Here is a 25,137-nt window from a genome sequence, read left to right as displayed (position 1 = left end):
GGGGCCTGTCGCGCAGTTCCCCGCGCCCCTTGAGGCATGCCCCCCGGGCGACGGCGTGGGCGCTGCACGACAAGCACCGTCGCCGGCCGCGGGGGTGTGGGGGCCTGTCGCGCAGTTCCCCGCGCCCCTTGAGGCATGCCCCCCGGGCGACGGCGTGGGCGCTGCACGACAAGCACCGTCGCCGGCCACGGGGGCGTGGGGGCCTGTCGCGCAGTTCCCCGCGCCCCTTGAGGCATGCCCCCCGGGCGCCTTGAGAGATCACCGTGCGACCGCCAGGCGGTATGCCTCGTCCTGGGACAGGAGGGTGCGGTGCGTGCCCTCTGCCGTGATCGTCCCGTCGTCCAGGACCAGGACCCGGTCCGCGGCGTCCAGGAAGGCCGGACTGCTGGTGATCACGATCGTCGTGCGGCCCCGGCGCAGCTTCGCCACGTTGCGGGCGATGAGCTGCTCCGTGACCGCGTCCACCGCTGTCGTCGGGTCGTGCAGGACGAGAACGTCCGTGTCGGCGGCCAGGGCGCGGGCCAGGGACAGGCGCTGGCGCTGACCGCCGGAGAGATTGGCCCCGCGGTCGCGGACGGGGTAGTCGAGGCCTTCGCGGTGCAGGGCGACCACGTCGGTCAGCATGGACGCCTCGACGGCCTCGGGCACGGTTTCGCTGGTGCCCGAGGGGTCGATGTTGGTGCGGAGGGTGCCGGCGAAGATCTCCCCGTCGTACGGGTTCACCAGCAGATGCTCGCGGACGGCCTCGACGGAGAGGCCCGCCAGGGCCCGCCCGCTGATGCGGACCGTTCCCTCGTACGCGGCGGGCGGGACAGCGACGGCCAGGACGGCCGCGAGGTCGGCCGCCGCGCGGGGCCGGTAGGGGGCGATGGCGACGAACTCGCCCGCGGTCACCTGGAACTTCAGGTTGTTCAGGGTGCCGTGGCGCACGCAGTCGATCTCCAGGTCTCCCCCGGCGGCCGGGCGCCCGGTGCCGGGGGTCATGACCGGCGGCGCCGACAGGACGAGCGCCATCCGCTCGGCCGACGCGCGCGCGATCATCACGTACTTGGGCATCTCCGAGAACAGCTTGAGCGGTTCCATGATGAACTGCGCCAGGCCCACGGCCATGACGAGTTCGCCGATGGTGATGCGGCCCTCGAAGGCCAGCCAGCCCGCCGTCAGGGTGACGGCGCCGGCGAGTACCGCGTTGAGGGCCAGCGCGGTACCCGCGTAGGCGCCGTTCACCTTCGCCACGGTGATCGACTGGTGTCTCGCCTCGGTGCTGACCTTCCGGTAGGAGCGGAACGCGGCGTGGTTGCCGCCGAAGCCGTGCAGCGGGCGCAGGCCGGTGATCAGGTCTGCGACCTTCGCGCCCGCCCGCGCGACCCGGGCCTGCTGCTCCTGCGTGCCGGCGCCGATCCGCCGGGACATCACGCTCAGGATCGACAGGATCGCGACGGTGCCCACGATCACCAGCAGGCCGAGCCGGACGTCGGCCAGGCCCAGGGCGACCGCCGCGACCAGCACCGCGACCAGGGAGCTGATGAGCAGCGGCACCACCTCGATGATGTCGGCGGTCTGGTCGGCGTCCTCGGTGGCGATGGTGAGCACCTCGCCGGACTTGAGGTCGACGTCCCGGGCCACCGGCTGCAGGCCGCAGGCGGCGACCTTCACCCGCCAGCGGTGCGCCTCGGTCGTGTTGGCCTTCTGCAGGATCCGCATGCCGAACCGCCACGACAGCGACACCGTCGTGATGATCACGGCCAGCGCGCCGATCGACAGGGCGAGCGCGCCGAGGCTGCGGCCGTCCCGCATCGTGTGCTCGACGATCAGGCCGAGCGCGATGGGGAAGGCCGTCTCGCCGGCCTGGTAGAGGCCCATGAGGAGGGTGCCCCAGGCCATGGCACCGATGTTGCGGCGCAGGGCCGTGCGGAGGATGGCGGCCCCGGGGCGGGGCCGCTGCGTGTCAGTTGTCATCGAGGTGGCGGGCAATCGCTTCCGGGGTTCGCAGGGTGAACAGATCGCGGATCGTGATCACGGGACCGTACTCGCGGCGGAGCATCCCGATCAGCCGTACCGCCAGCATGGAGTGTCCTCCGAGGGACACGAAGTCGCTCACCGCGCTCACCTCGTCGTCGTCCAGGTCCAGTGCCTCGGCGAAGTACTCGCACACCACGGTCTCGGTCCCGGTCTCGGGTCCCCGCTCCCCCACGGTGGTCAGCGCGCCCAGCGGCTTGGCCTCGGGCAGCGCCTTGGTGTCGGCCTTCCCGTTCACCGTGAGGGGGATGCTGTCGACCTGGGCGTAGTGCGTGGGGCGCAGGAAGTCCGGGAGGCCCGCGCCCACTTCGGCGGCGACGGTCGGCAACTCCGCTCCCTCCAGGACCAGGTAGGCGGCCAGCCGGTGGGCGCCGTCGACCTGCGGGTCGGGCTGGGCGACCGCGGCGGCGAACCGCACCGCCGGGTGCGCCGCGAACACGGCCTCCACCTCGCCGAGTTCGACCCGGTGGCCACGGATCTTGACCTGCTGGTCGGTGCGGCCCAGGTACATCAGGTTGCCGTCGGGGCGCCGCACGACGAGGTCGCCGGTGCGGTACATGCGCGCGCCGGGTGCGCCGAACGGGCAGGCGACGAAGCGGTGCGCGGTCTGGGCGGGCTGCCCGAGGTAGCCGCGCGCGATGCCGATGCCCGACACGTACAGCTCGCCGGGCACGCCGTCCGGCAGGGGCCGCAGCCACGGGTCCAGGACGTACACGTCGGTGTTGTCGATGGCGACGCCCACGACCGGGTCCGCGCACTCGAAGGTGCCGACGCCGAGGGTGTTGATGGTGTACTCGGTGGGCCCGTACAGGTTGTAGCCGACCGTGCCCTCGGTCTCGGCGAGGCGCTGCCACAGCGTCGGGGTGACGGCCTCGCCGCCCAGCAGCACCAGTGCCGGACGTCGTGCCGGGTTGTCGAGCAGGCCCTCGGCGACCAGCTGCTGCGCGTAGGTCGGGGTCACGTTGACGACGTCGATCCCGTGCTCCAGGCAGTACGCGGCCAGCCGGGGCGCGTCCCGGCGCAACTCCTCGTCGCAGATGTGCACTTCATGTCCGTCGGCGAGCCACAGCAGCTCCTCCCATGACATGTCGAACGCGAACGACACGGTGTGCGCGATCCGGAAGACCCGGTGGCCGTGCTCCGCCAGCACCGGTTCGAAGATCCGGCGCTGGTGGTTGATCAGCATGTTGGTCAGGCCCGCGTACTCGGTCACCACGCCCTTGGGCTTCCCGGTAGAGCCGGAGGTGTAGATCGTGTACGCGGGATGCCGCAGGCGGTCCGGGTCGTCCGGCGCGAACGTCACATACGGCTCGGCCTCGGGCAGGGGCCGGTCCAGTTCGATCAGGTCGCCGGTCAGCCGGGGCGACACGGCGCTCACGGTGAGGATCACGTCCGGCGCGGCGTCCTCGACGATGGTGGCGATCCGATCGTCCGGGTGGTCCAGCTCCAGCGGCACGTACGCGGCGCCGACCCGCAGGACGGCGAACAGCGCCGCGATCCAGTCGGGGGAACGCGGGATCGCGAGCCCCACGGTGGTCTCGGGGCCGATGCCGCGCCCGGCGAGCACACCCGCCACGGCCCGGCTGCGGTCCCGGAGTTCGGCGAAGGTCATCGTCGAGCCGTGGGCGACGAGGGCCACCCGCTGAGGGTCACGGTCGGCCGCCTGGTCGAACCGGTCGACGACGGTGTCCGTTCCGACGTCGGTGCGTTCACCCGGCTCGGGTACCGGCCCCAGTCCCCGCAGCGCGCCGACCGGTCCGGCCGCCCGGGCCAGGTCCTCCAGCACGCCCAGGTAGTCGTCGAGGAGACGGCGGGCGTTCGCGGTGTCGCCGTCGCGGTACTCCAGTTTGACCGTGAGCCGGTCGCCGGGCGTGACGACCCAGGTGAACGGGTAGTGGGTGGAGTCGTCGGCCCGCACCGAGGTGATGCCGTGCCGGGCGTTCATCTCGGCGAACGCGTCCATGTCCAGGAAGTTCTGGAGCACGAACAGATTGTCGAACAGGGTGTCGTGCCCGCTGGCCCGCTGGATCTCGCCGAGCCCGAGGTGTTCGTGCTCCATCGCCTCGACCCGGGCGGTCTGCACGGCCGTCAGGTAGTCGCGGACCGTGTCGTCCGGGCGGGCCCGGGTCCACATCGGCACGGTGTTGAGCAGCACGCCGACGATGCCGGGCAGCCCCTCGCCCTCGCGGCCGGACACCGTCACACCGAACACCGCGTCGCCGCGGCCCGTGTGCGCGCCGAGCAGCAGGCCGAACGCCCCGGTCAGCACCGAGTTCAGAGTGACGCCGTGCGCCCTGGCCGCGTCCCGCACCAGGGCGGACTGTTCGGCGGACAGCGTGTGCACGAGCGCGCTCGGCAGGCCGTCGGGGAAGGAGGGGGCCGGTCCGGCCAGCAGGGTCGGTCCGGGCAGGCCGGCCAGGTGAGCGGCCCAGAAGCGTTCCGACGGGGCCGCGTCCTTTGCGGCGAGTGTCCGGGCGTACTCCTCGAAGCCCGGCGTGGCCGGCGTCGGGTCGAGCGGCTCGCCCGCGAGGACGGCACGGTAGGCGTCGAACAGGTCCCGCAGGACGATCTCGCGGGACCAGCCGTCCCACAGCATCAAGTGGTAGCTGAGCAGCAGGCCGTCGCGGTCGCCGGGCATGCGCACGACGGTCATCCGGATCAGCGGCGGCTCGCCCGGGTCGAACCCGGTGTCGCGGTCCCGGGCGCGCAGGGCGTCGGCCTCCGCGTCCGTCGACAGCCGGACGGTGCGGACGTCGACGCCCCGGCCCGCCTTCAGGACCTGGACCGGATTGCCGTCGTCGTCGGTGGTGAAGCCGGCGCCCACGACCGGGTGCCGTGCGATCACGTACGCCATCGCCTCGGCCAGCGCGCCGGTGTCCAGGCGCCGGTCGAAAGTGAACCAGTTCTGGGCGACGTAGTGCCCGGCCGGACCCGCCAGCTGTGCCTGGAAGAACAGGCCGCGCTGGAGCGGGGTGACGGGTGCGGTGCGCTCGGCCGTCGTGGCGGCGTCCGCGATGCGCTGGAGTGCGCCCCGCCAGTGCTCGGTGATGGCGTCGGGTATGCCGTCGGCCAGGACGAACTCGGCGAGCAGGCTCCCGGTGGCCTCGTCGGTCCACGCGTTGACCTCGACGGCGTACGGGCTGCCCTGGTCGCCGCCGGTGAGGTGCAGTGCCTGGGACTCGCTGGCCCGGCCGAGGTAGTTGAACAGCACCTGCGGGCGGGCGGTGAGCAGCGGGGCCGTCTGCGGGTTGAGGTACCTGAGGCTGCCGTAGGCGACGTGCCCGTGCTCGTCCGGCTGGCGCTCGGCGACCTCGCGCGCCGCCGCGACGGGGTCGGTGTGCGCGGTGAGCCGTACGGGTGCGACGGAGGTGAACCAGCCGACGGTACGGGTGTAGTCGTGCTGTTCCAGCACGGGGACCCGGCCGTGCCGCTCCAGGTCGATCGCGAGGTCGGTGGGCACGGGCTGGACCTGGGTCAGCGCGGCCCGCAGGGCTCCGCACAGCAGTTCGGTGAGGCCGACGCCGAGTGCGGCGGGGGCGGTGCTGGTCAGGAGGTCGCTCACGTCGGGGGCGAGCACAACCGTGGTCTCGCGCAACGCCCTTGTGGCGGGCAGCAGTTCGGGCGCCTGGAGTGTGGTGACCCAGTGTCCGAGGTCGTCGGCGGACCGGGCCGACCGGAGCGTCAGGGCCTCGGCGTACTCGGCGTAGGACGTGGTCGGCGGGGCCAGGGGCTCCCCGCGCAGGGCCGTGGACAGGTCGTCGAGCAGGATCAGCCAGGACACCGCGTCGACGGCGAGGTGGTGCACGGTGACCACGAGGGTGCGGCTTGCCTCCAGCCACGCGAAGGCGACGACGTCCCCGGACTCGGGGTCGAGTCGTGCGGCGGCCTCGTTCGCGACGGCTGTCGCGTCGGTGGTGTCCGGCCGTACGACGGTGATCTCGCGGGCGGGTTCGGTGCGCAGGGTCCACACGCCGTGTTCGGTGCGGAGCCGCAGCCGGAGAGCCGGGTGCGCGGCGACCACCGCGTTCGCGGCGCGCCGGGCGTCGGCGAGGCCGGCGCCTTCCGGGGCCTGGAGGGTCCTGGCCTGGGCGAAGCGGGTGAGGGAGCCGCCCAGTTCGCGCTGGCGGAGGATGATCGGGGTGGGCGGCAGGGGGCCGTCCTCGCGGCGGGCGGGGGTCCGGGCCGTCCGCGGTGTGTGCGTCGCCAGGTGCTCGGCGAGGGCGCGGGGGGTCTTGAGCAGGAACACGTCCCGGGGGGCGATGGGCAGGCCGAGCGTCCTGGCCCTGTTCACGACCGTGATGGCGATGATGCTGTCGCCTCCGGCGCGGAAGAAGTCGGTGTCGGCGGTCACGTCCGAGCCGGGCAGCGCCTGAGTGAAGATGTCCACGAGGGCGGCCACGGCCGTGCTTGCGTCCGCGGGTGCGTCGTGGCTGGTCGCGCCCCGCGGCGGGGCCGCACGCCGATGCGGCGCCGCGCTCGTGGGGGCGCTCTCCGTCAAGGCCCTTCGGTCCAGCTTGCCGTTGACCGTCAACGGCAGGGCGCCGATGGTGAGGACCTGGCCCGGGATCAGGTGCGCCGGCAGCTTCTCCGACAGTCGGCTCTCGAAGTCGCCCGGCACCCGGCCCACGACGTGCGCGACCAGATGGTCGCCGCTGTCCGCCACCGTCACCGCGACGTCGGTCACGCCGTCGAGTTCCCTGACCGCGGACTCCACCTCGCCCAACTCGATGCGGAATCCCTTGAGTTGCACCTGATTGTCGGCGCGGCCCGTGAACTGCAGTTCCCCGTCGAGCGTGCGGACGGCGAGGTCGCCCGTGTGGTACATGCGGGAGCCGTCGCCCGCGAAGGGGTCGGCCACGAACCGGCCCGCGGTGAGCCCTGGCCTGCCCAGGTAGCCGAGTGCCACCTGGTCGCCGGCGACGTAGATGGCGCCCACCCGGCCCGGGGGCACCGGACGGAGCCGGTCGTCGAGCAGGTAGGTGACCAGACCGGGGATCGGGCCGCCGATCGGGCTGACGTCGTCGCCGGGGCCGAAGTCCTCGCCGGTCAGCACCCGGTGGGTGACATGGACGGTGGTCTCCGTGATGCCGTACATGTTGACCAGCTCGGGCCACGCGGTGCCGTGCCGCTCGACCCAGCCGCGCAACCGTCCGAGGTCCAGCGCCTCACCGCCGAAGATGATCCGGCGCAGCGCGGGCAGCGGCTCGCCGGCCAGCCGGTCGGCCTCGATGAACTGGTAGAACGCCGAAGGGGTCTGGTTGAGGACGGTCACGCCGCGTTCGCGGACCAGCCGGTGGAAGTCGACCGGGGAGCGTGTCAGCCCGTACTCGGGCACCAGCAGCTCACCGCCGTGCGCCAGCGCGCCCCACAGCTCCCAGACGGCGAAGTCGAAGGAGAAGGAGTGGAACTGGACCCAGACGTCCTGCGGGCCGAAGTCCATGTCGGGCCGGGTGTGGGCGAGCAGGGTCACCACGCTGGAGTGCGCGACGACGACGCCCTTGGGGCGGCCGGTCGAGCCGGACGTGTAGATCACGTACGCGGGGTCGTGCCAGTCGGCCTGAGGGCCGGGCTCCGTGGGGGCCGGGGGCTCCTCTCCCTGGACCAGGACACGGGCCGGCACGCCCGCCCGGGCCAGGAGCTGCGTGAAGCGGTCGCGCTGGTCACGGTCCACGAGGACGACCTGGGGGGCCGCGTCGGCGAGGATGTACTCCAGCCGTTCGTCCGGGTAGGCCAGGTCCAGCGGTACGTAGGCGCCGCCCGCGGTGACGATCGCGACCAGGGCGACGACCTGCTCGACGGAGCGCGGGACGGCCACGGCGACCCGCTTGCCGGGGCTGACTCCGGCCGCGCGCAGGGTGGCGGCCAACGCGTCCTTGGCCCGGGACAGTTCGCCGTAGGTCAGGGACCGGGTGGTGCCGTCGAGACCGCACTGGGTGACGGCGGTGGCGGCCGGGTCGCGACGGGCGGCGGCGTCGAAGAGCCCGCCCAGGGTCGTCGGGGTGATCGGTGCCGGGCGCCGCCCGCCTGCGGGTGCCACGTCCCTGACCAGGGCGTCCGGCCGGGCGAGCAGGCCGGTCAGGGTCCGGGTGAAGGTGCGCAGGAGCCTCTGGGCGGTGGCTCCCGGCAGCAGTTCGCTGTCGTAGATGAGGTTGAAGCGCGGGCGGCCGTCGAGGGCGCGCTCGACCACCAGCGTGAGCGGGTAGTGCGGGGCGCCCTCGTTGACGATGTCCGTGATGGCCAGCGTGTCGCCGGGACGCCGGAGGGCGGCCGCGTCGGTGGCCACGTCGAACACCACGAGGGTGTCGAAGAGGGCGCCGGCGCCGGCCTGGCGGCCGATCCTGGCGAGCGAGACGTGCTGGTGTGCCAAGACCGCGTTCTGGTGGTCCCGCACCGCGCGGAGCAGGTCGCCGGCCGTGGTCCCGGAGTCCCAGCGGGCCCGTACGGGGATGGTGTTGATGAACAGGCCGACCATGTCCTGGATGCCGGGCACCTCGGCGTCGCGGCCGGACACCGTGGAGCCGAACACGACGTCGCCGCCCCGCAGGATGTCGCCCAGGGTCACGGCCCAGGCGCTGTGCACGGCCACGCTCAGCGGCACGCCGGCCTCGCGGACGGCGGCGTCGATGTCACCCTGGGGCGCGACGGCGGTGTCGGCGAACCGGCCGGACGGGGTGTGCCCCTCGGCGACCAGCGACGGGCCGGGCAGCCCCGCGAGTTCCTCGCGCCACACCCGGTCGCTCTCGTCGGCGTCGCGCCCGGCGAGCCAGTGCACGTAGTCGGCGAAGCCGCCGAGCGGATACACGGTCCCCGGGGCGTGGTACTCGGCCAGCAGCGCGCGGAGCATCGGCGGCACGGACCAGCCGTCGGCGATGATGTGGTGCACGGTCTGCACCAGGACGTTCCGGCCCGCGCCGGCGCGGACGAGGGTGTAGCGCATCAGCGGGCCGGTGGCCAGGTCGAAGCCGGAACGGCGGTCCAGCTCGGCGAGGTCGCGTATCTCCTCGCCGGTGATGCCGGGGCGGTCGATCGTGGTGAAGGGGGCATCGACGCCGTTGTCCAGCACGGAGACCACACGGCCGTCGGCGAGGGCCGTGAAGCGGGCGGCCAGGTTGGGGAACAGGGTGAGCAGCCGGGTGGCCGCCCCGGCGAGCCGGCCGGGGTCCACCTCGCCGTCCAGGGTGAGGAGTTGCTGCTCGACGTAGGCGCCGGCCGAGTCGTCGTCGAAGACCGAGTGGAAGTACAGGCCCTCCTGCAGCGGGGTCAGCGGCAGGATGTCCCGCAGGGCCGGGCCGTCCAGGGCGTCGACGTCGGCCTGGGTGAGGGGGACCAGGGGGAAGTCGCTGGGGGTGTGGCCGCCGTGGTCGAGGGCGGCGAGTCCGGTCAGGGCCGTGCGGAAGTAGTCGCCGAGGGCCGTGATGTCCGCGTCGGTGAACATCCCGTCGGGCCAGGAGATGGTGGTGACCAGTTCGTAGGCGCCGGTGGCGTCGGGTTCGGCGATCGCGTTGAACTCAAGAGCGCGCGGCAGGCGCATCCTCGGGTCGCGCTTCTCGCCCAGCTGGCCGGTGGTGCACGCGAGTTGCCAGTCGCCGGGGGTGCCCGCGGCGAAGCGGCCGAGGTAGTTGAAGAGGACCTGTGGTGCGGGGGCGTCGAATCCGGTTTCGGTCAGGTAGCGCAGGGCGCCGTAGGAGACGCCGTTGTCCGGCACCCGGGCGAGGTCCTCCTTGACCGCCTTGAGGGCGGCGGTCAGGTACGCGGGGGTGGTGAGGTCGGCTGCCGTGCCGGGGTCCACGGTGACCGGGAACAGAGTGGTGAACCAGCCCACGGTCCGGGAGAGTTCCGGCTCGAAGCCGGCCGTTCCGGCGACGAACCGCGCCTCGCGGCCGTGGCCTTCCAGTTCGATGTGGGCGAACGTCTGGTCCTGGCCGAGGTCGCGGCGCCATCGGGCGAGGGCGACGGCGAGGGCGGTGAGCAGGACGTCGTTGACACCGGCGTGGAACTTCGCGGGGATCTCGCCCAGCAGCGCGGCGGTGACCTCGGGGCCGACCGATACGGTGCGCAGGCGCTCGTTCGCGACGGTGTCGGTCTCGGACAGGGCACGTCGGCCCAGCGGCTGGTCCTCGGCGGGCAGGGGACGCCAGTAGCAGGAGCTGTCCGCGTCGAACGCGGCGCGCTCCAGCAGTTGGGTCCAGCGGCGGAACGACGTGCCCACTGGGGGCAGTTCGATCGGCGCGCCCGAGGTGAACCGGCGCCAGGCGGTGGCGAGGTCCTCCATCAGGACGCGCCAGGACACGCCGTCGATCACCACGTGGTGGGCCACGAGGACGAGTTGCCGTGCCTCACGGCGCCAGACGGCCCGCAGCATCACACCGGCCTCGGGGTCGAGCCCGGCGGTGGCGAGGGCGACGCACTCGTCGAGCGGCCGGTCGCTCTCCCGCAGGCCGGCGGTGGCCCGGTCCGCTTCGGGGATGTCGAAGCTCCAGCGCTCGCCGCGTACCAGCCGGGCGCGCAGCATGTCGTGCCGGGCGACGAGGGCGGTGAGGATCGTGTCGAGGGCGTCGGCGGTCAGGTCCGCCGGGGTGTTCAGGACGACCGACTGGACGAAGCCGTCGATGGCGTCCGTGGTCTCGCCGAGCCACTGCACGATGGGCGAGCCCACGACGGTGCCGGTGGCGACGTCGGCGTGGTCCACGGTGGAGACGTCCTGGCGACTGGCGGCCGCCGCCAGCGCGCCCACGACGGGGTGGGTGAAGATCTGCCGTGCCGTGACGTGCAGGCCCTTCTCGCGCAGCGCGCTCAGCAGGGAGATGGCCAGGATGCTGTCGCCGCCGAGCTGGAAGAAGTCCTGGTCGACACCGACCTCGTCGAGGCGCAGTACCTCCGCGACGGCGGCGCACACCGCGTGTTCGTCGTCGGTGGCGGGCCTCACGAGCGAGCCTGTCCCGACCGTGGGCTCGGGCAGCGCGTTGCGGTCGAGCTTGCCGTTGGCGGTGAGCGGGAACGCGTCCAGCACGACGATGTGGGCGGGCACCATGTACTCGACCATGTGCGCGGTGGCCCACGCCTTGACCTCGTCCGCCCGCAGGTCCTCGCTGCCGGAGGCGGGGATGACGTAGCCGACGAGGTAGGTGCCGCCTGCCGCGTTCTTCTTCGCGACGACGCAGGTGTGCCGTACCCGGGGGTGTTCGGCGAGGCCGGCCTCGACGTCCTCGATCTCCAGCCGCATGCCGCGGATCTTGATCTGGTTGTCGGCGCGGCCGAGGAAGTCCAGCGACCCGTCCGGGGCGAAGCGCGCGAGGTCGCCGGTGCGGTAGAGGCGGGAGCCGTCGTTCGCGAAGGGGTTGGCGACGAAGCGGGAGGCCGTCAGGCCGGGCGCGCCCACGTAGCCGCGGCCCAGGAGGAAGCCGCCGACGTAGAGTTCGCCGCCGACGCCGACCGGGACCGGGCGCAGTTCGTCGTCCAGGACGTAGAGCTGGGTGTTGGGGTTGGCCCTGCCGATGGAGGTCGACAGGCGTTCCGCGGCGCCCCGGTAGATGACGTGGGAGACGCCGATGGTCGTCTCGGCCGGTCCGTAGCCGTGGTACATGGGGATGTCGAGCTTGGTGCGGAACCGCTCGTACAGCTCGGGGGTGAGGACCTCGCCGCCGCACCACACGTGCCGCAGGCTGTCCAGGCGGCCGGAGTCGCCCGCCATCTCCAGCAGCACGTCCAGCATGGACGACACCAGGTACGTGAAGGTGACGCGCTGTTCGGCGATGACGCTCAGCAGGTGGTGCGGGTCGCGTTCGCCGCCGGGCCGCAGGACGACGAGCCGGCCGCCGGAGACCAGGGGCAGGAAGATCTCGTTGATGGAGATGTCGAAGGACAGGGGCGCCTTGAACAGGGACGCGTCGTCGTGGCCGAAGCCCAGGATCTCGTTCACCTGCCACAGCAGGCGCTCGCTGATCGCCTCGTGGCGGATCATCGCGCCCTTGGGCCGCCCGGTCGAACCGGACGTGAAGATGACGTACGCGAGCGCGTCACCGAGGACGGTGACGCCGGTCCCCTCCATGGGGTACGAGTCGTACCGCCAGTCGGCGAGGTCGACGGCGACGGCGTCCGGTTCGGCCGGGTCGTGCGCGCCGGAGGCGTTGAGCTGGATGACGACCCGGGCGTCCTCGATGACGACGGCCCGGCGCGCGGCGGGCCACTGCGGGTCGAGCGGCACGAAGGCGCACCCGGCCTGGAGCACGGCGAGCAGCCCGATCACCATGTCGGCGGAGCGGGTCAGCGATATGCCGACGACCTGCTCGGCGCCCAGCCCGCGCTGAAGCAGGTGGTGCGCCAACTGGCTGGACAGCTCGGCTGCCTGACGGTAGGTCAGAAAGCGGTGCTCGTCCACGACGGCGACGGCGTCCGGTCTGGCCCGCGCCTGCTCGCGGAACATCTCCACGATGGCCGGCCGGGCCCGGTCGGCCCGGTTGTCGTTCCACTCGGCCAGGGTCGCGAGCCTGTCCGCCACACCGGACGGGCCGATGGTGCCCAGCGCCCGGTCCGGGAAGTCGGCCAGGTCGTCCAGCGCGCGCTGCGCGTCGGCCGGCTCCACGCCGTCGGGGACGGTGATGCTCCGGCCGTCCGGGGCGATGCCCCAACCGCCGGGCGCGCCGCCGCCGTTGTCGACCCAGCCGAGGACGTCGGCGAAAAGCGTGCCGGGGGTGAGGTCGATGCCTTCGGGGCTTCGGCCCGTCGCCCAGTAGGCCAGGCCGATGGCGCAGGCCTCGGCGATGGTCCTGTCCGGGTAGTCGCCGACCCGCCGGCGCACTCCGGCCAGGCGCGTGGGGGAAAGCAGTGCGAGACGAGCGCGCGGTTGCATCATCGAAGACTCAGCGTCCCTTCCAGAATGTGGAGCGAGGCCAACCTAGGCAAGGGTTACCTAACTACCCTCTCGCCAGGCCTGCCACAGTCGTGCGTACCGGCCGCCCAGAGCCACCAGTTCCTCGTGCGTGCCCTGTTCCACGACGCGTCCCGCGTCCAGCACGGCGATCCGGTCGGCGGCCGTCGCCTGGGTCAGCCGGTGCGCCACGAACAGCGTGGTCCGGCCCGCGCACGCGGCCAGCACGGCCCGTTCCAGCTCGGCGGCGCCCTCGCTGCCGGCCTCCGCGGTCGACTCGTCGAGCACCACCACCGGCGCCCGGCCCAGCACCAGCCGGGCCAGGGCGATCTGGGCGACCTTGGTGACGTCCAGGCGCTCACCGCCCTCGCCGACCGGGGTGTTCAGCCCCTCGGGCAGGGCATCGGCCCAGTCGCCGGCGCCGACCGTGCGCAGGGCGTCCCGCAGCTCGGTGTCGCTCGCCCCGGGCGCGGACAGCCGCAGGTCGTCGGCGAGCGGCCCGGAGAAGACGTGCGTCTCCTGCGTCAGGATGCTCACCAGGGCGCGCGCCCCGGCCTCGTCCAGGTCGGCGAGATCGGTCGTCCCGATGCGCACCGCCCCGGCCTCCGGGGTGCCGATCCCGGCGATCAGCGCGGCCAGGGTGGTCTTGCCCGCGCCCGTCGCCCCCACCAGGGCGAGCGACCCACCGGCGGGAATGGTCAGGCTCACGTCCCGCAGCACCGGCTCGCCGGCGCCGGGGTAGCGGAACGTCAGCCCCTCCACCGTCACCGGGTACGCTCCGGCTTCCGCCGCCGCGACGGACTCGTCGCCGACCAGCCGCTCCTCGGCGGACTCCCCCAGCACCCCGACCAGGCGGGTCAGGCTCGCGCCCGACTTCTGCGCCTCGTCGAAGGTGAACATGATGGCGCCCAGCGGGGTGAACAGCCGGTGGAACAGCAATGGGGCCGCCGACACCTCGCCCAGAGTGGCCGCATCGGCCTCCAGCAGGGCGTACCCGACCACGAGGATCAGGACCAGCCCGATGAACTCGGCGCGGTTCTCCCGGCCGACGAACCGGCCGAAGAACCGGAACACCTCGATGCCGAGGTCGCGCACCCGCCACGACTCGGCGGTGACCTTCTCGCGGAAGGCGCCCTCCAGGCGGTACGCCCGGACCGTGTCGATGCCGTTCAGGCCGCTGATGAACGCCTGGGCACGGTCGGCCTGGGCCACCCGCTGCTTGCGGTAGAGCGGCGCGGAACGGGGCAGGTACCAGCGCAGGGCCAGCGCGTACGCGGGCAGCGCGCCGGCGCCCGCGAGACCGAGCCGCCAGTCCAGTCCGAACATGCCGAGGGTGGCGATGACGACCAGCACGCCGGCCGAGAAGACGGTGGGGACGGCCGTGCGGATGCCCTTGGAGATGACGGCCACGTCGTCACCGACCCGGGAGAGCACGTCTCCCCGGCCGACCTGTTCGACGCGCGCGCTCGGCATGCCGAGCACCGCGCGGACGGCGCCTTCGCGCAGCCGCGCGAGCAGGTCCGCGCCCAGCCGGCCGATCAGGTAGGTCGACACCGCGGTGGCCGCCGCGCCGAGCAGCGCGGCGGCACCGATCAGCACCCCGATCGTGACGAGGATCGAGCGTTCCCCGCCCCCGACGACCCCGTCGACCACACGGCCGAGCAGGAGCACCGGGAGCACCTGGAGCGCCGCCCCCGCGACCGTGGTGAGCACGGTCGCGGTCGTCAGCCAGGGCATCTCGCGGCAGTGTGCCGCGACCCAGCGGCCGGCTTCGCGTCCGGTCGTCGTGCGCAGGGTCGCCGGGGCGACGCGCGTCGCGGTGGTGCTCACTCCCTACTCGACCGACTTGACGAGCTCGTCGATCGCGTACGGCATCGACAGCAGGGTGCCCTGGGAGATGGCCGCGCCGACCGCCGGGCCCTCACTGTCCAGCAGGTAGGAGACGTTGCCCTTCTTCACGGCGTCCAGGTTGGCGAACAGCTTGAACTTCTTCAGCGCCTCGGTGTCGGCCTTGTCGTTGATCACGAAGATGCGGTCGACGTCGACGAGGTCGACGCGCTCGGGCGAGAGGGTGGTGTAGAAGTTGCCGCCCGCGACCTTGTCGATCTCGGTCTGGTACTGGAAGCCGATGCCCGTGACGAGCCGGCCGCGTACGTCGGTGGAGGTGAAGGGTGCCACCGAGTCCTTGTACCAGGAGAGGGCGACAGCGGTCTCCTTGCCGAACTCGGGATGGGCCTTCTTCGCCGCGTCCAGCCGGGCCTGGATGTCGTCGACCATCTTCTCGCCCTCGTCGGCCTTTCCGAGGGCCTTGGCGATGTGCAGGGCGTTGTCCTGCCAGGGAGCGCTGAAGGGTTCCTTCTCGGCCTTGGTGCGGGCCACCGTCGGGGCGATCCTGGAGAGCTTGTCGTAGGCGGCCTGGTCGATCTCGGAGTAGACCGCGACGATCAGGTCGGGGCGCAGGGCCGCGATCTTCTCGTAGTTGGGGCCGGAGTCGCCGTTCTTCATGACGACCTCGGGCTTGGTGTCGCCCCACTTGTCCTTCACCCAGGGCCACTGGGTGTTGATGTCGGGGCTCTTGCCCGGGGGGTTGGGGTACTGGTCGACCATGCCGACGGGCTTGATGCCGAACGCCAGGACGGTCTGGTCGTCGGTGTAGCCGACGGAGACGACCCGCTGGGGCGCCTTCTCGACCTTGGTGGATCCGAACGCGTGCTCCACGGTGACCGGGAACGCGCCGGGGGCCGCGGCCTGGGTGCCGTCGCTCTGGCTGTCCGCCTTGTCGTCGGAGCCGGAACCGCATCCCGCGAGGAGGCCGACGCCGAGGGTGGCCGCGGACAGGATCGCCGCCAGTCGCCGCCATGGCTTCCTGGACGTCGTTCGATGGAGGAGCATCCAAAACCCCTTGCTTTCGCGCTAGTTCGCTGCACCCTCGCCTAAGGGCAGCCAAACCTTATCGCGAGTTAATGAGGTTAGCCTAGCCTTACTTTGACTCGTCTCTCTCGTCCGTGGGGAGGTGTCCCGGCAGGACGTGAGTCCGCCCGATCGGCACGATCAGCGGCCGGTCGCCGACCGGGTCGTCGATCACGTGGGCGCGCAGCCCGAACGCCTCGTGCAGCAGCCCGGCCGTGACGACGTCCCGGGGATGCCCCTGCGCCAGGATCGAACCCTCCCGCATCACCACGAGGTTGTCGCTGTAGCGCACGGCCAGGTTGAGGTCGTGCAGCACCATGACGACGGTGCACCCCGACTCGTGCAGGTCGTCGACGAGATCGAGGACGTCGACGGCGTGCGCCAGGTCCAGATAGGTCGTGGGTTCGTCCAGCAGCAGCAGATCCGTGCCCTGAGCCAGCGTCATGGAGATCCAGACGCGCTGCCGTTGGCCGCCGGACAGCGAGTCCACCGGGCGCTCCGCGAGGTCGGACACCCCGGTCATGGCGAGCGCGCGCTCCACCACCTCGGCGTCGTCGGACGACCACTGCCGCAGCCAGCTCTGGTGCGGGTGACGGCCCCTGGCGACCAGGTCGGCGACCGTCAGCCCTTCCGGCGCGACCGGCGCCTGCGGAAGCAGGCCGAGTTTCTTCGCGACGTCCCGGGTCCGCAGCCTGCCGATGTCCTCGCCGTCCAGGACGACCGTCCCGCGGGCCGGCTTGAGCAGCCGCGACAGCGTCCGCAACAGGGTGGACTTCCCACAGCCGTTGGGGCCGATGATCGTGGTGACCACGCCCGGCGGTATCGCCACGTCGAGCGTGTCGATGACGACCCGGTCGCCGTAGCCGACCGTGACGCCTCTGGCTGCCAGCCGCGAGGTGTCACCGACCGCCGCCCCGGTGACGGACTGTGCGACCACGGGTCCCCCCTTGCTTAGGTTCACCTGACTCTTGTACATCTACCGCAGGTTCGCCCGCACCAGCAGGTAGACGAGGAAGGGGCCGCCGATCGCGGCGGTGACCACACCGACCGGGAGCGAGACCGGCAGCACCGTGCGCGCGACGAGGTCGGAGCCGGTCAGCAGCAGCGCGCCCACCAGGCCCGAGGCCACCATCGGCGGTGTCGGGCAGCGCGCCAGACGCATCGCCACCTGCGGAGCGACCAGCGCGACGAACGGGACCGGGCCCGCCGCGCTCACCGCCGCACCGGCCAGCAGCACCGCGCACAGCAGCAGGACCCCCCGCACCAGGGCGTACCGGACGCCCAGGCCCGCGGCGACGTCGTCGCCGAAGTGCATCGGCCTGAACTGGAACGCCGCGCAGGACACGACGGCCAGGAGGACGAGGGTGCACCACAACGCGGTCCAGACCTCGCCCCAGGAGCGGTCGTCGAGCGAGCCGACCAGCCAGGTCTGGGCCCGGGCCACGTTCCTGATGTCGGCCGTGGCGAGCAGCCAGGTCGTGATCGCCTGCATCACGGCGGTCACCGAGATGCCGATGAGGACGAGCCGGAAGCCGTCGACCCCGCGCCGCCACGCCAGGAAGTACACCAGCAGGCCCGTGCCGAGGCCGCCCGCGAGCGCCGCCGCCGGCAGGCCCACGGAGTCGGTGATCGCCGCGGCGGTCCCGCCCGAGACCGTCACCAGGAACACCGCGACCATGCCGGCGCCCGAGGTGATGCCCAGCACGTCCGGGCTGGCCAGGGGATTGCGGGCGATGGACTGCGTGATCGCCCCCGACACCCCGAGCGCGACCCCCACGACGAGCCCGGCCAGGGCCCGCGGCATCCGCAGGTCCATGATGACGAACGCGTCGACCTGTTCACCCTGCCCGAGGAGCGTACGGATGACCTGCGGCAGGCCGATGGGGAAGTCGCCGACGCCGATGGACACGCAGAACACCAGGAAGGCCGCCGCGGCCAGCAGCAGCGTGACGCACAGGATCCACGGCCGCCAGACGAACGACACCCGGCCGAGCCGCACGCCCGGCGGAAGAGACGGCTTCACCTCGGTCACGTTCATGCCTTCCTGAACTTTCCGCGCCACACGAGCACCGCGAAGAAGGGGGCGCCGAGGAGCGCCACGAGGACACCCGCGTCCAGCTCGCCCGGCCTGACCACCAGTCGCCCGACGATGTCGCAGACCAGCAGGACGACGGCCCCGAGCAGTCCGGCGTACGGCACCAGCCAGCGGTAGTCCGGCCCGGTCAGGTAGCGGGCGACGTGGGCGACCATGAGCCCGAGGAAGGCGATGGGACCGCACGCGGCGGTCGCCGCGCCGGCCAGCAGGGTGATGGCGGTGATGCCGACGGTCCGGCTGAGCGCGATGTTCACGCCCAGTCCCCGGGCCACGTCGTCGCCCAGGTTGAGCAGGTTGAGGGCGGGCAGGGTGGTCAGGGCCAGCACCAGCCCGAGGCCGATGAACGCGGTCACCGGCCAGATGACGCCGAATCCGGCACCGGCCAGGGAGCCGGCGTTCCAGAACCGCAGGGCGTTCAGCGCCGCCTGGTCCGACAGCGCGACGGCGGTGGTCATCGCCGCGAGGAACACCGTGACCCCTTGTCCCGCCAGGGCGAGTGTCAGCGGGTTGCCGGCCCCGCGCCCGATGCTGGCCAGCCCGAAGACCACGACACCCGCCACGGCCGCCCCGAGGAAGGCGAACCAGACGTACTGGAACGGGTCGCCCAGCCCGAACACGGAGATCGCCACCACGACCGCGAACGAGGCCCCGGCGTTGACGCCCAGCAGCCCCGTGTCGGCGATCGGGTTGCGGGTGTACCCCTGGATCAGCGCACCGCCGACCCCCAGGGCGATGCCCGCCACGATCCCGAGGACCGTCCGGGGCACCCGTACGGTCTCCACGATGAGCCTGATCTCGGTGAGACGCCGGCCGGACGCCGGGGCGCCGAACAGCCCCTGCCACACCTCGCCGGGGCTGAGCGCCCGTGCGCCCACCGCCAGGGACAGCGCCGCGGCGACCACGAGGACCGCCACGAGGGTGCCCAGACCCAGGACCCGCCGCCGACGGGCCTGAGAGGTGCCCCTGGGCGCGGGGCGCTCAACCACAGCAGTCGTCCCCATGTCGACGTACGTTATCCCTTGCGTGGTGGGCGACTTGACGAGCGGTGCGTGCCGGCGCCCTGCCGAGGTGCGGCTCCGCCGCTGGGCGCGACCCGCCACGGCTGTGCCGCGGCCGTGCGGCCGCGTGGTGCGGCACCGCCGGCGGAGTGCTCAGCGGGCGGTGCTGCCCGTGCCGTCGGCGAGCGTGCGGGCCTGGCCGGCGGCGGGCTCGGTGGCGCGGCCGAGGAGCGAGTCGAGGATCTCGCCCACCCTGATGGCGGTGTTGGACAGCAGGGACGAGGTGATGCCGTGCGTGTGCTCGGTGCCGCCCTGCAGGTAGATGCCGCAGCGCAGCCCGGGGTCGGTCGCGACGCGGTAGTCACGCTCGACGCGGACGCGGCCCTCGTCGTCGCGCAGGCAGCGGTCGGCGACCTCGCCGAGGAGGCCGGTGGGGTCGGCGGGGCTGTAGCCGGTGGCGAAGACGACGACGTCGGCGTCCAGGTCGGTCTCCTCGCCGGTGACCAGGGACGTCACGGTCGCGCGGACGCTCGACGGTGTCTCCTTGACGCCGGTGAGCCGGGAGACGTTGAGGAAGCGCAGGCGTTCGGTGCCGAGGACCTTCTCCTGGTACGACTGTCGGTAGAGATCGTCGATCAGGTCGATGTCCACCACGGAGTAGTTGGTGTTGCCGTGGTAGTCCATCAGCCGGCGTTTGACGTCCTCGGGCGCGGCGAAGTACTCGTCGACCGCCTGCGGGTCGAAGATCCGGTTGGCGAAGCTGCTGTCGTCCGCGGGGCTGTAGCCGTAGCGCGAGAAGACGGCGCAGACCTCGGCCTCGGGGAAGCGGCGGTGCAGGTAGGCGACGTTCTCGGCGGCGCTCTGGCCGGCGCCCACGACGACGAACCGGGAGGGCGAGGTGCCTTCCAGCCCGTCGACTTTCGCCAGCAGTTCGGAGTTGTGCCAGACGCGGTCGCCGCGCTCGACGCCCTCGGGCATGAGGGGGCGCAGCCCGGTGCCGAGGACGAGGTTGCGGGCGCGGTGGACTTCGAGGCCGCCGCCCGAGCGGACGGTCACCTCCAGGTACTCCACGACGCCGTCCCGGGTCACGGGTGCGACGCCGACGACCTCGTGGCCGTAGGAGACCATGTCGTCGACCTGGGCCGCCGCCCACTCGAAGTAGTCGTGGAACTCCACGCGCAGCGGGAACAGGTTCTTGTGGTTGATGAAGTCGATCAGCCGGCCCTTGCTCTGCAGGTAGCAGAGGAAGCTGTACTCACTGGCCGGATTCCGCAGCGTCACCAGGTCCTTGAGGAAACTGACCTGCATGGTGGCGTCGTCGATGAGCATGCCGCGGTGCCAGCCGAAGCGCGGCTGCTGCTCGAAGAAGTGAGCGGTGACCGCCTCCTGCCTGCCGACGCGTGCGTTGTGCTCGCGGAGCGCGATCGCCATGGCCACATTGGACGGTCCGAAGCCGATGCCAATGAGGTCGTGGACCGGTGGTACGTCACCAGGAAGAACCTGCGACATGTCACTCCCATCGTGCGGGGCAGCCGCGTGTCAGGTGTGGAAGGAACGAAAGCCGGGCATGCCAACGGAGCGACACACCAAGGAACTTAGGTGAGCCTAAGCTAAACTTGAGGAGGTGTCGACGGGGCAAAACGGACAGCCGAAGGGCAGGGCCTCCTCAACTGGAGCTCCACGCACACCCGTTGCGGACTAAGGTAAGCCTTGCTTTACTTACCTCGGCCAACACCTTGCTCTGAGGAGGAACCCCATGCGGGTCGTCATGTTCGGTTACCAGACCTGGGGGCACCGCACCCTGCAAGCCCTCCTGGAGTCCGAGCACGACGTGGTGCTGGTCGTCACCCACCCCAAGAGCGAGCACGCGTACGAGAAGATCTGGAGCGACTCCGTCGCGGACCTCGCCGAGGAGCACGGGGTGCCCGTGCTGATCCGCAACCGCCCGGACGACGACGAGCTGTTCGAACGCCTCAAGGAGGCCGATCCGGACATCATCGTGGCCAACAACTGGCGTACGTGGATCCCGCCGCGCATCTTCGGCCTGCCGCGCCACGGCACACTGAACGTGCACGACTCGCTGCTGCCGAAGTACGCCGGGTTCTCCCCCCTGATCTGGGCGCTCATCAACGGCGAGCCCGAAGTGGGCGTCACCGCGCACATGATGAACGACGAACTCGACGCCGGCGACATCGTCCGGCAGGAGGCGGTGCCGGTCGGCCCGGCGGACACCGCCACGGACCTCTTCCACAAGACCGTCGACCTCATCGCCCCGGTCACCATCGGCGCACTCGCTCTGATCGCCTCCGGGCAGACGGAGTTCACGCGGCAGGACCGGTCCCGGGCGTCCTTCTTCCACAAGCGGTCCGACGAGGACAGCCGCATCGACTGGAGCTGGCCGGCGGAGGACCTGGAGCGTCTGGTGCGCGCCCAGTCCGAGCCGTACCCGAGCGCCTACACCTTCCACAGGGGCAGGCGCCTCGACGTCCTGGCCTCCTTCGTGTCCGAGGGCCGCTACGGCGGCACGCCCGGCCGCATCTTCTACCGCGAGGGCGACGGCGTGGTGATCGTCGCCGGCTCCGACGCCCGGACGGGCCGCAACCGCGGCCTGGCCATCACCCGCGTACGGACCGAGGACGGGCGGGAGTTGCCCGCCACCGAGTACTTCACCTCCATGGGCGGCTACCTCACCGGCCGCCCCTGACGTGCCGGCCCCGGTACGGTCCCGGGGCCGGCCGGCATCACCGCCGCGCGGGCCGGGCCGGCGTCCCGACGGCCGCCCGGCCTCGGGGCCGGGGCTCAGGCCCGCCAGGTGTAGCGGCGTTCCGGCCGGCCCGCCGCGCCGTAGCGCAAGGACACCTCCGCGTTGCCCGTGCCGTGGAAGTACTCCAGGTAGCGGCGGGCGCTCACGCGGGACACGCCGGTCAGGGCCGCGCACTCGGTGGCGGAGAGGGTGCCGTCCGCCTCGCGCAGGGCGCGTTCGACCAGTCCGGCGGTCTCCACGCTCATGCCCTTGGGCAGAGTGGGGGCCGGTGAAGGGGTGAACGCCCCGGCGAACACGCGGTCCACGTCGGCCTGTCCGCGTACGACGGTCGTGAGCAGCCGGCCCCGCTGGGCGGCGTAGCGCTCCAGGCGGAGGCGCAGATCCTCGGAGTCGAAGGGTTTGAGGAGGTAGTCGACCACGCCGCGGCGGACGGCGCCGCGCACCGTATCGGCCTCCTGCGCCGCGCTGATGACCATGACGTCGCAGTCGTGGCCGGCAGTGCGCAGCCGGGCGATGACGTCGAGGCCGAAGAGGTCGGGGAGGTACAGGTCGAGCAGGACGAGGTCGGGGCGCAGTTCGTCCACGGCCTCGATGGCCTCCGCGCCCGTGTGGGCCACGCCGACGACGCGGAACGGCTCGACGCGTTCGACGAACGCGCGGTGGACTCGGGCCACCATGAAGTCGTCGTCGACCACGAGGACGCCGATCGTGCCCGTCTTGTCGCTCGCTGCGGTCATGGGGCCGCTCCTTCCGCCACCGTGCCGGTGAGGTGGCCGACGGTCATGCGTGCGGTGAACACGGCCCCGTCGGGGGTGTTGGCCACCGAGATCTCTCCCCCGTGCCGTTCGCAGACCAGCTTGGTCAGGGCCAGCCCGATGCCGCGCTCGCCCTCCCGTGCGGCCTTGGTCGTGAAACCGTGGGAGAACACCTCGCGGGCCAGTTCGGGAGCCACGCCCGGTCCCGAGTCGCGGACGACGATCTCCACGCTGGAGGCGTCCTGCCGCAGCGCCACCTCCACCCAGGCGTCGTCCCGGGCGGCGGACGCGTCGACGGCGTTGTCCACCAGGTTGCCCACGACGGTCGCCACGTCGGCGGCGTCCTCCGGTGCCAGCCGCTCCAGGGCGGTGTCGTCGGAGATGCGCAGGCTGACCTTCCGTTCGGCCGCGAGGGACGCCTTCGCCATCAGCAGCGAGGCCACCGCTGTGTCGCGGACGCGGCGGCTGAGGGTGACGTCCAGGGACTGGCGGCGCTGGTTCAGCGCCCTGATGTAGCGCACGACTTCGTCCTGCTCGCCGATCTGGATCAGTCCGGAGATGGTGTGCAGCTGGTTGGCGAACTCGTGCGCCTGCGCGCGCAACAGTTCCGAGGAGCTGCGGAAGGAGCCGATCTCCCGCTCCAGCCGGGCCAGTTCGGTCCGGTCACGCAGGGTGGTGACCGAGCCGAGGAGCCGGCCGTCCTTGGTGACGGTCATCCGGTTCATCACCAGGACCCGGCCGTGGCGGACGACGACCTCGTCCCGCTTGTCGGCGGCGGTGCCGGCCAGCACGTCCCGCAGCCGTCCCTCGATGCCCAGGCCGTCCAGGCTCTGGCCGACGCAGTCCTCGGGCAGGTCGAGCAGGCGGCGCCCCATGTCGTTGACGAGGGTGAGCCGGTGCTGCGGGTCCAGGGCGACGACGCCCTCGGCGATCCCGTACAGCATCGCCTCCCGGTGTTCGGCGAGCCCGGCGATCTCGCCCGGCTCCAGTCCAAGGGTCTGCCGTTTGACCCGCCGCGCGAGCAGCCAGGAGCCGGCCACTCCGAGCCCGCTGGCGATGCCGAGATAGGCGAGCAGATAGGAGGAGGCGCCGCTGAGCCGCTGCCACACCGTCGGATCGGCCTCGCCGATCATCACCGTGCCGAGGATCGTGCCGAGGTTCTCCTCGGCCGCCCCGAGGACGGGCACCTGGGCGGCCAGCTGACGGTCGCCGTTCACGGTCACCTGCCCCGACCAGCCCCGCCCCTGGGCGATACCCGGACCCAGCCACATCCGCTCCCCGACGACCGTGGGATTGGTGGAGCTGACGATCCGCCCGGCGGCGTCGGCCACCGTCACCGACGTCACCCCGGACTGCGCCTGGGTGGAGAGCACCAGCGGGGCGAGCGCCTCCGCGGGCGCGGGACGCACCAGCTGGCTGCGCACGAGCGAGTTGGCGGCCAGCCGTTCGGCGAGCGCGCTCACCCGGCGCCCCTCGACGCGGTTGAAGGTGGCCTGCGACTGGGCGAGGGAGACGGCGGCGACCGCCAGCAGCACCACCACGACGATGGCGAGCTGGAGCACCAGCATCTCGCCCGCGAGCGAGTGGCGACGGAAGGTGGCGACCACGACGAACTCAATCTTTTCTGCCGACACAAGGGGAGCGGCTCATGTGCCGAGTCGCACAATCATGACGTCCACCAGCGGAAATCGAAAGAGATGTGTAGTGACGGGCCCGTCACGCGCTCTCGCCGGTACCTTCGCCGTCCTGACGCGGCGGGTGGTCCGCGCGTGCGGAGCGTGGCGGGCAGAGTCCCCGCACCCCCGCACCCCCGCACCCCCGCACGGCCTGCGGCTCAGGGGGCCGGGCACACCCGGCGGTGGCCGCGCCGTCACGGCCCGGGTTACGGCGCGGACCATGGCCCCCCACCTGCGGGTGTTCGCCCTGCCGGACGCCGGCGGGACGGTGGGACCGCAGCGTCTCGTCGACGAGGCAGGCAGGCAGGCAGGCAGGCAGGCAACGGTGATCACGCCCCGCGGCCGGGCCTCGGATCGGTGGCGCCGCTCACGCGGCCGGGTCGTGGGTCACCGTCGCCGAGACCGTTCCTGTGGCCCGCCCGGCGGAGGAGGCCGGCCCGACCGTCGTCCCGAAGGGTGAAAGGGGGTCACCAGCCTCGTCCGGCGTCTCGGCCCGGAGCGAGGTCAGGAGGTGTTCGCGCGCGGACCGATGCCCCGCAGGTCCTGAATGGTGCCGCCGAGTTTCGCGCGGAGCGGTTCCAGTATCTCCGGCTTGGCGCTGACCACCCAGCGCATGCCGACGAGGTACCTGCCCCCGTACACGCCGGCCGACTCCAGCCAGGTCTCCTTCAGCTTCTCCTCGGGGAAGGTGGTGATGAGGTAGTCGCCCTTCCCGGTGCGGCACACGCCCTCGCGCAGCTCGTCCGCCTCGGTGCGGATCTTCACCTCGCAGCCGGTCAGGCCGGCGATCACCTCCACCTTCGCCGGCGCGACGACCCCGGCGGCCGGAGCGGCGGACGCGCTCTTCGCCGCCTTGCCGCCGTCGCCCGGCTCGCCCTCGCCACCACCGCCGCAGGCCGTGCCGAGCAAGAGCAGGGCCAGAGCCCCGGCCGCCGCGACGGCGCGGAGCCGTCGGACGCGGGACGGGGTCCGGCGGTCGGATCGTACGTGCGGTTGCTGCTGGGACACGTCGCCTCTCCGGGTGCGGGCTGTCGGCAGGAGTACTCGAGGTAG

The 25,137-nt window shown here is 72.3% G+C and carries 12 protein-coding genes; 1 reads left to right on the top strand and 11 read right to left on the bottom strand.

The genetic code is table 11. From position 1 onward, the window contains the following. Window positions 1–258: 258 nt before the first annotated feature. The 8 genes from ACZ5TL_RS05415 to ACZ5TL_RS05380 all read right to left on the bottom strand — a co-directional run bounded on the left by ACZ5TL_RS05415 (window position 259) and on the right by ACZ5TL_RS05380 (window position 20,398). Window positions 259–1,959, bottom strand: a complete 1,701-nt coding sequence (locus tag ACZ5TL_RS05415; RefSeq protein ID WP_468587885.1) for an ABC transporter ATP-binding protein — start codon at window positions 1,957–1,959, stop codon at window positions 259–261. Next, window positions 1,949–12,871, bottom strand: coding sequence for a non-ribosomal peptide synthetase (locus ACZ5TL_RS05410; RefSeq protein ID WP_468587883.1), 10,923 nt, complete (start codon window positions 12,869–12,871; stop codon window positions 1,949–1,951). Before ACZ5TL_RS05410 ends, ACZ5TL_RS05415 begins: the two co-directional genes overlap by 11 nt. 57 nt (window positions 12,872–12,928) lie before the next feature. Further along, window positions 12,929–14,716, bottom strand: coding sequence for an ABC transporter ATP-binding protein (locus ACZ5TL_RS05405; RefSeq protein WP_468587881.1), 1,788 nt, complete (start codon window positions 14,714–14,716; stop codon window positions 12,929–12,931). A 3-nt stretch (window positions 14,717–14,719) separates the two neighbouring features. Continuing rightward, a complete protein-coding gene (locus tag ACZ5TL_RS05400) occupies window positions 14,720–15,778 on the bottom strand; it encodes an iron-siderophore ABC transporter substrate-binding protein (protein ID WP_468587879.1) in 1,059 nt (352 codons plus the stop codon). Window positions 15,779–15,866: 88 nt separating this feature from the next. Further along, window positions 15,867–16,733, bottom strand: coding sequence for an ABC transporter ATP-binding protein (locus ACZ5TL_RS05395; protein ID WP_468587877.1), 867 nt, complete (start codon window positions 16,731–16,733; stop codon window positions 15,867–15,869). A gap of 39 nt (window positions 16,734–16,772) precedes the next feature. Next, on the bottom strand, window positions 16,773–17,834 hold the full coding sequence (locus tag ACZ5TL_RS05390) for a FecCD family ABC transporter permease (protein WP_468587875.1): 1,062 nt from the start codon (window positions 17,832–17,834) through the stop codon (window positions 16,773–16,775). Beyond that, entirely contained in the window at window positions 17,831–18,892 is a 1,062-nt protein-coding gene (locus tag ACZ5TL_RS05385; RefSeq protein WP_468587873.1) for a FecCD family ABC transporter permease, read from the bottom strand. Before ACZ5TL_RS05385 ends, ACZ5TL_RS05390 begins: the two co-directional genes overlap by 4 nt. Window positions 18,893–19,042: 150 nt before the next feature. Next, window positions 19,043–20,398: a lysine N(6)-hydroxylase/L-ornithine N(5)-oxygenase family protein gene (locus ACZ5TL_RS05380; protein WP_468587871.1), complete on the bottom strand. Its 1,356-nt coding sequence runs from the start codon at window positions 20,396–20,398 to the stop codon at window positions 19,043–19,045. Between the two features lie 247 nt (window positions 20,399–20,645). Here ACZ5TL_RS05380 and ACZ5TL_RS05375 point away from each other — a divergent pair, with 247 nt between their 5' ends. After that, window positions 20,646–21,593 (top strand): methionyl-tRNA formyltransferase, encoded by a 948-nt coding sequence (locus ACZ5TL_RS05375; protein ID WP_468587869.1) that lies wholly within the window; start codon window positions 20,646–20,648, stop codon window positions 21,591–21,593. A gap of 95 nt (window positions 21,594–21,688) precedes the next feature. On the opposite strand, the gene ACZ5TL_RS05370 is transcribed toward ACZ5TL_RS05375, so the two are convergent. From ACZ5TL_RS05370 to ACZ5TL_RS05360, 3 genes are all read right to left on the bottom strand, one after another. Next, window positions 21,689–22,390 (bottom strand): response regulator, encoded by a 702-nt coding sequence (locus ACZ5TL_RS05370; protein ID WP_468587867.1) that lies wholly within the window; start codon window positions 22,388–22,390, stop codon window positions 21,689–21,691. After that, the gene (locus ACZ5TL_RS05365; protein ID WP_468588025.1) at window positions 22,387–24,015 is read right to left on the bottom strand and encodes a sensor histidine kinase; all 1,629 of its coding nucleotides are present in this window, start codon (window positions 24,013–24,015) and stop codon (window positions 22,387–22,389) included. Before ACZ5TL_RS05365 ends, ACZ5TL_RS05370 begins: the two co-directional genes overlap by 4 nt. Window positions 24,016–24,588: 573 nt before the next feature. Further along, window positions 24,589–25,092, bottom strand: coding sequence for a hypothetical protein (locus ACZ5TL_RS05360; RefSeq protein ID WP_468587865.1), 504 nt, complete (start codon window positions 25,090–25,092; stop codon window positions 24,589–24,591). Window positions 25,093–25,137 lie beyond the last annotated feature (45 nt).

The organism is Streptomyces sp. NPDC033136, from assembly GCF_055578235.1.
The sequence above is the reverse complement of the archived record's forward strand: the minus strand, read 5'-3'. Positions and strand labels throughout refer to the sequence as shown.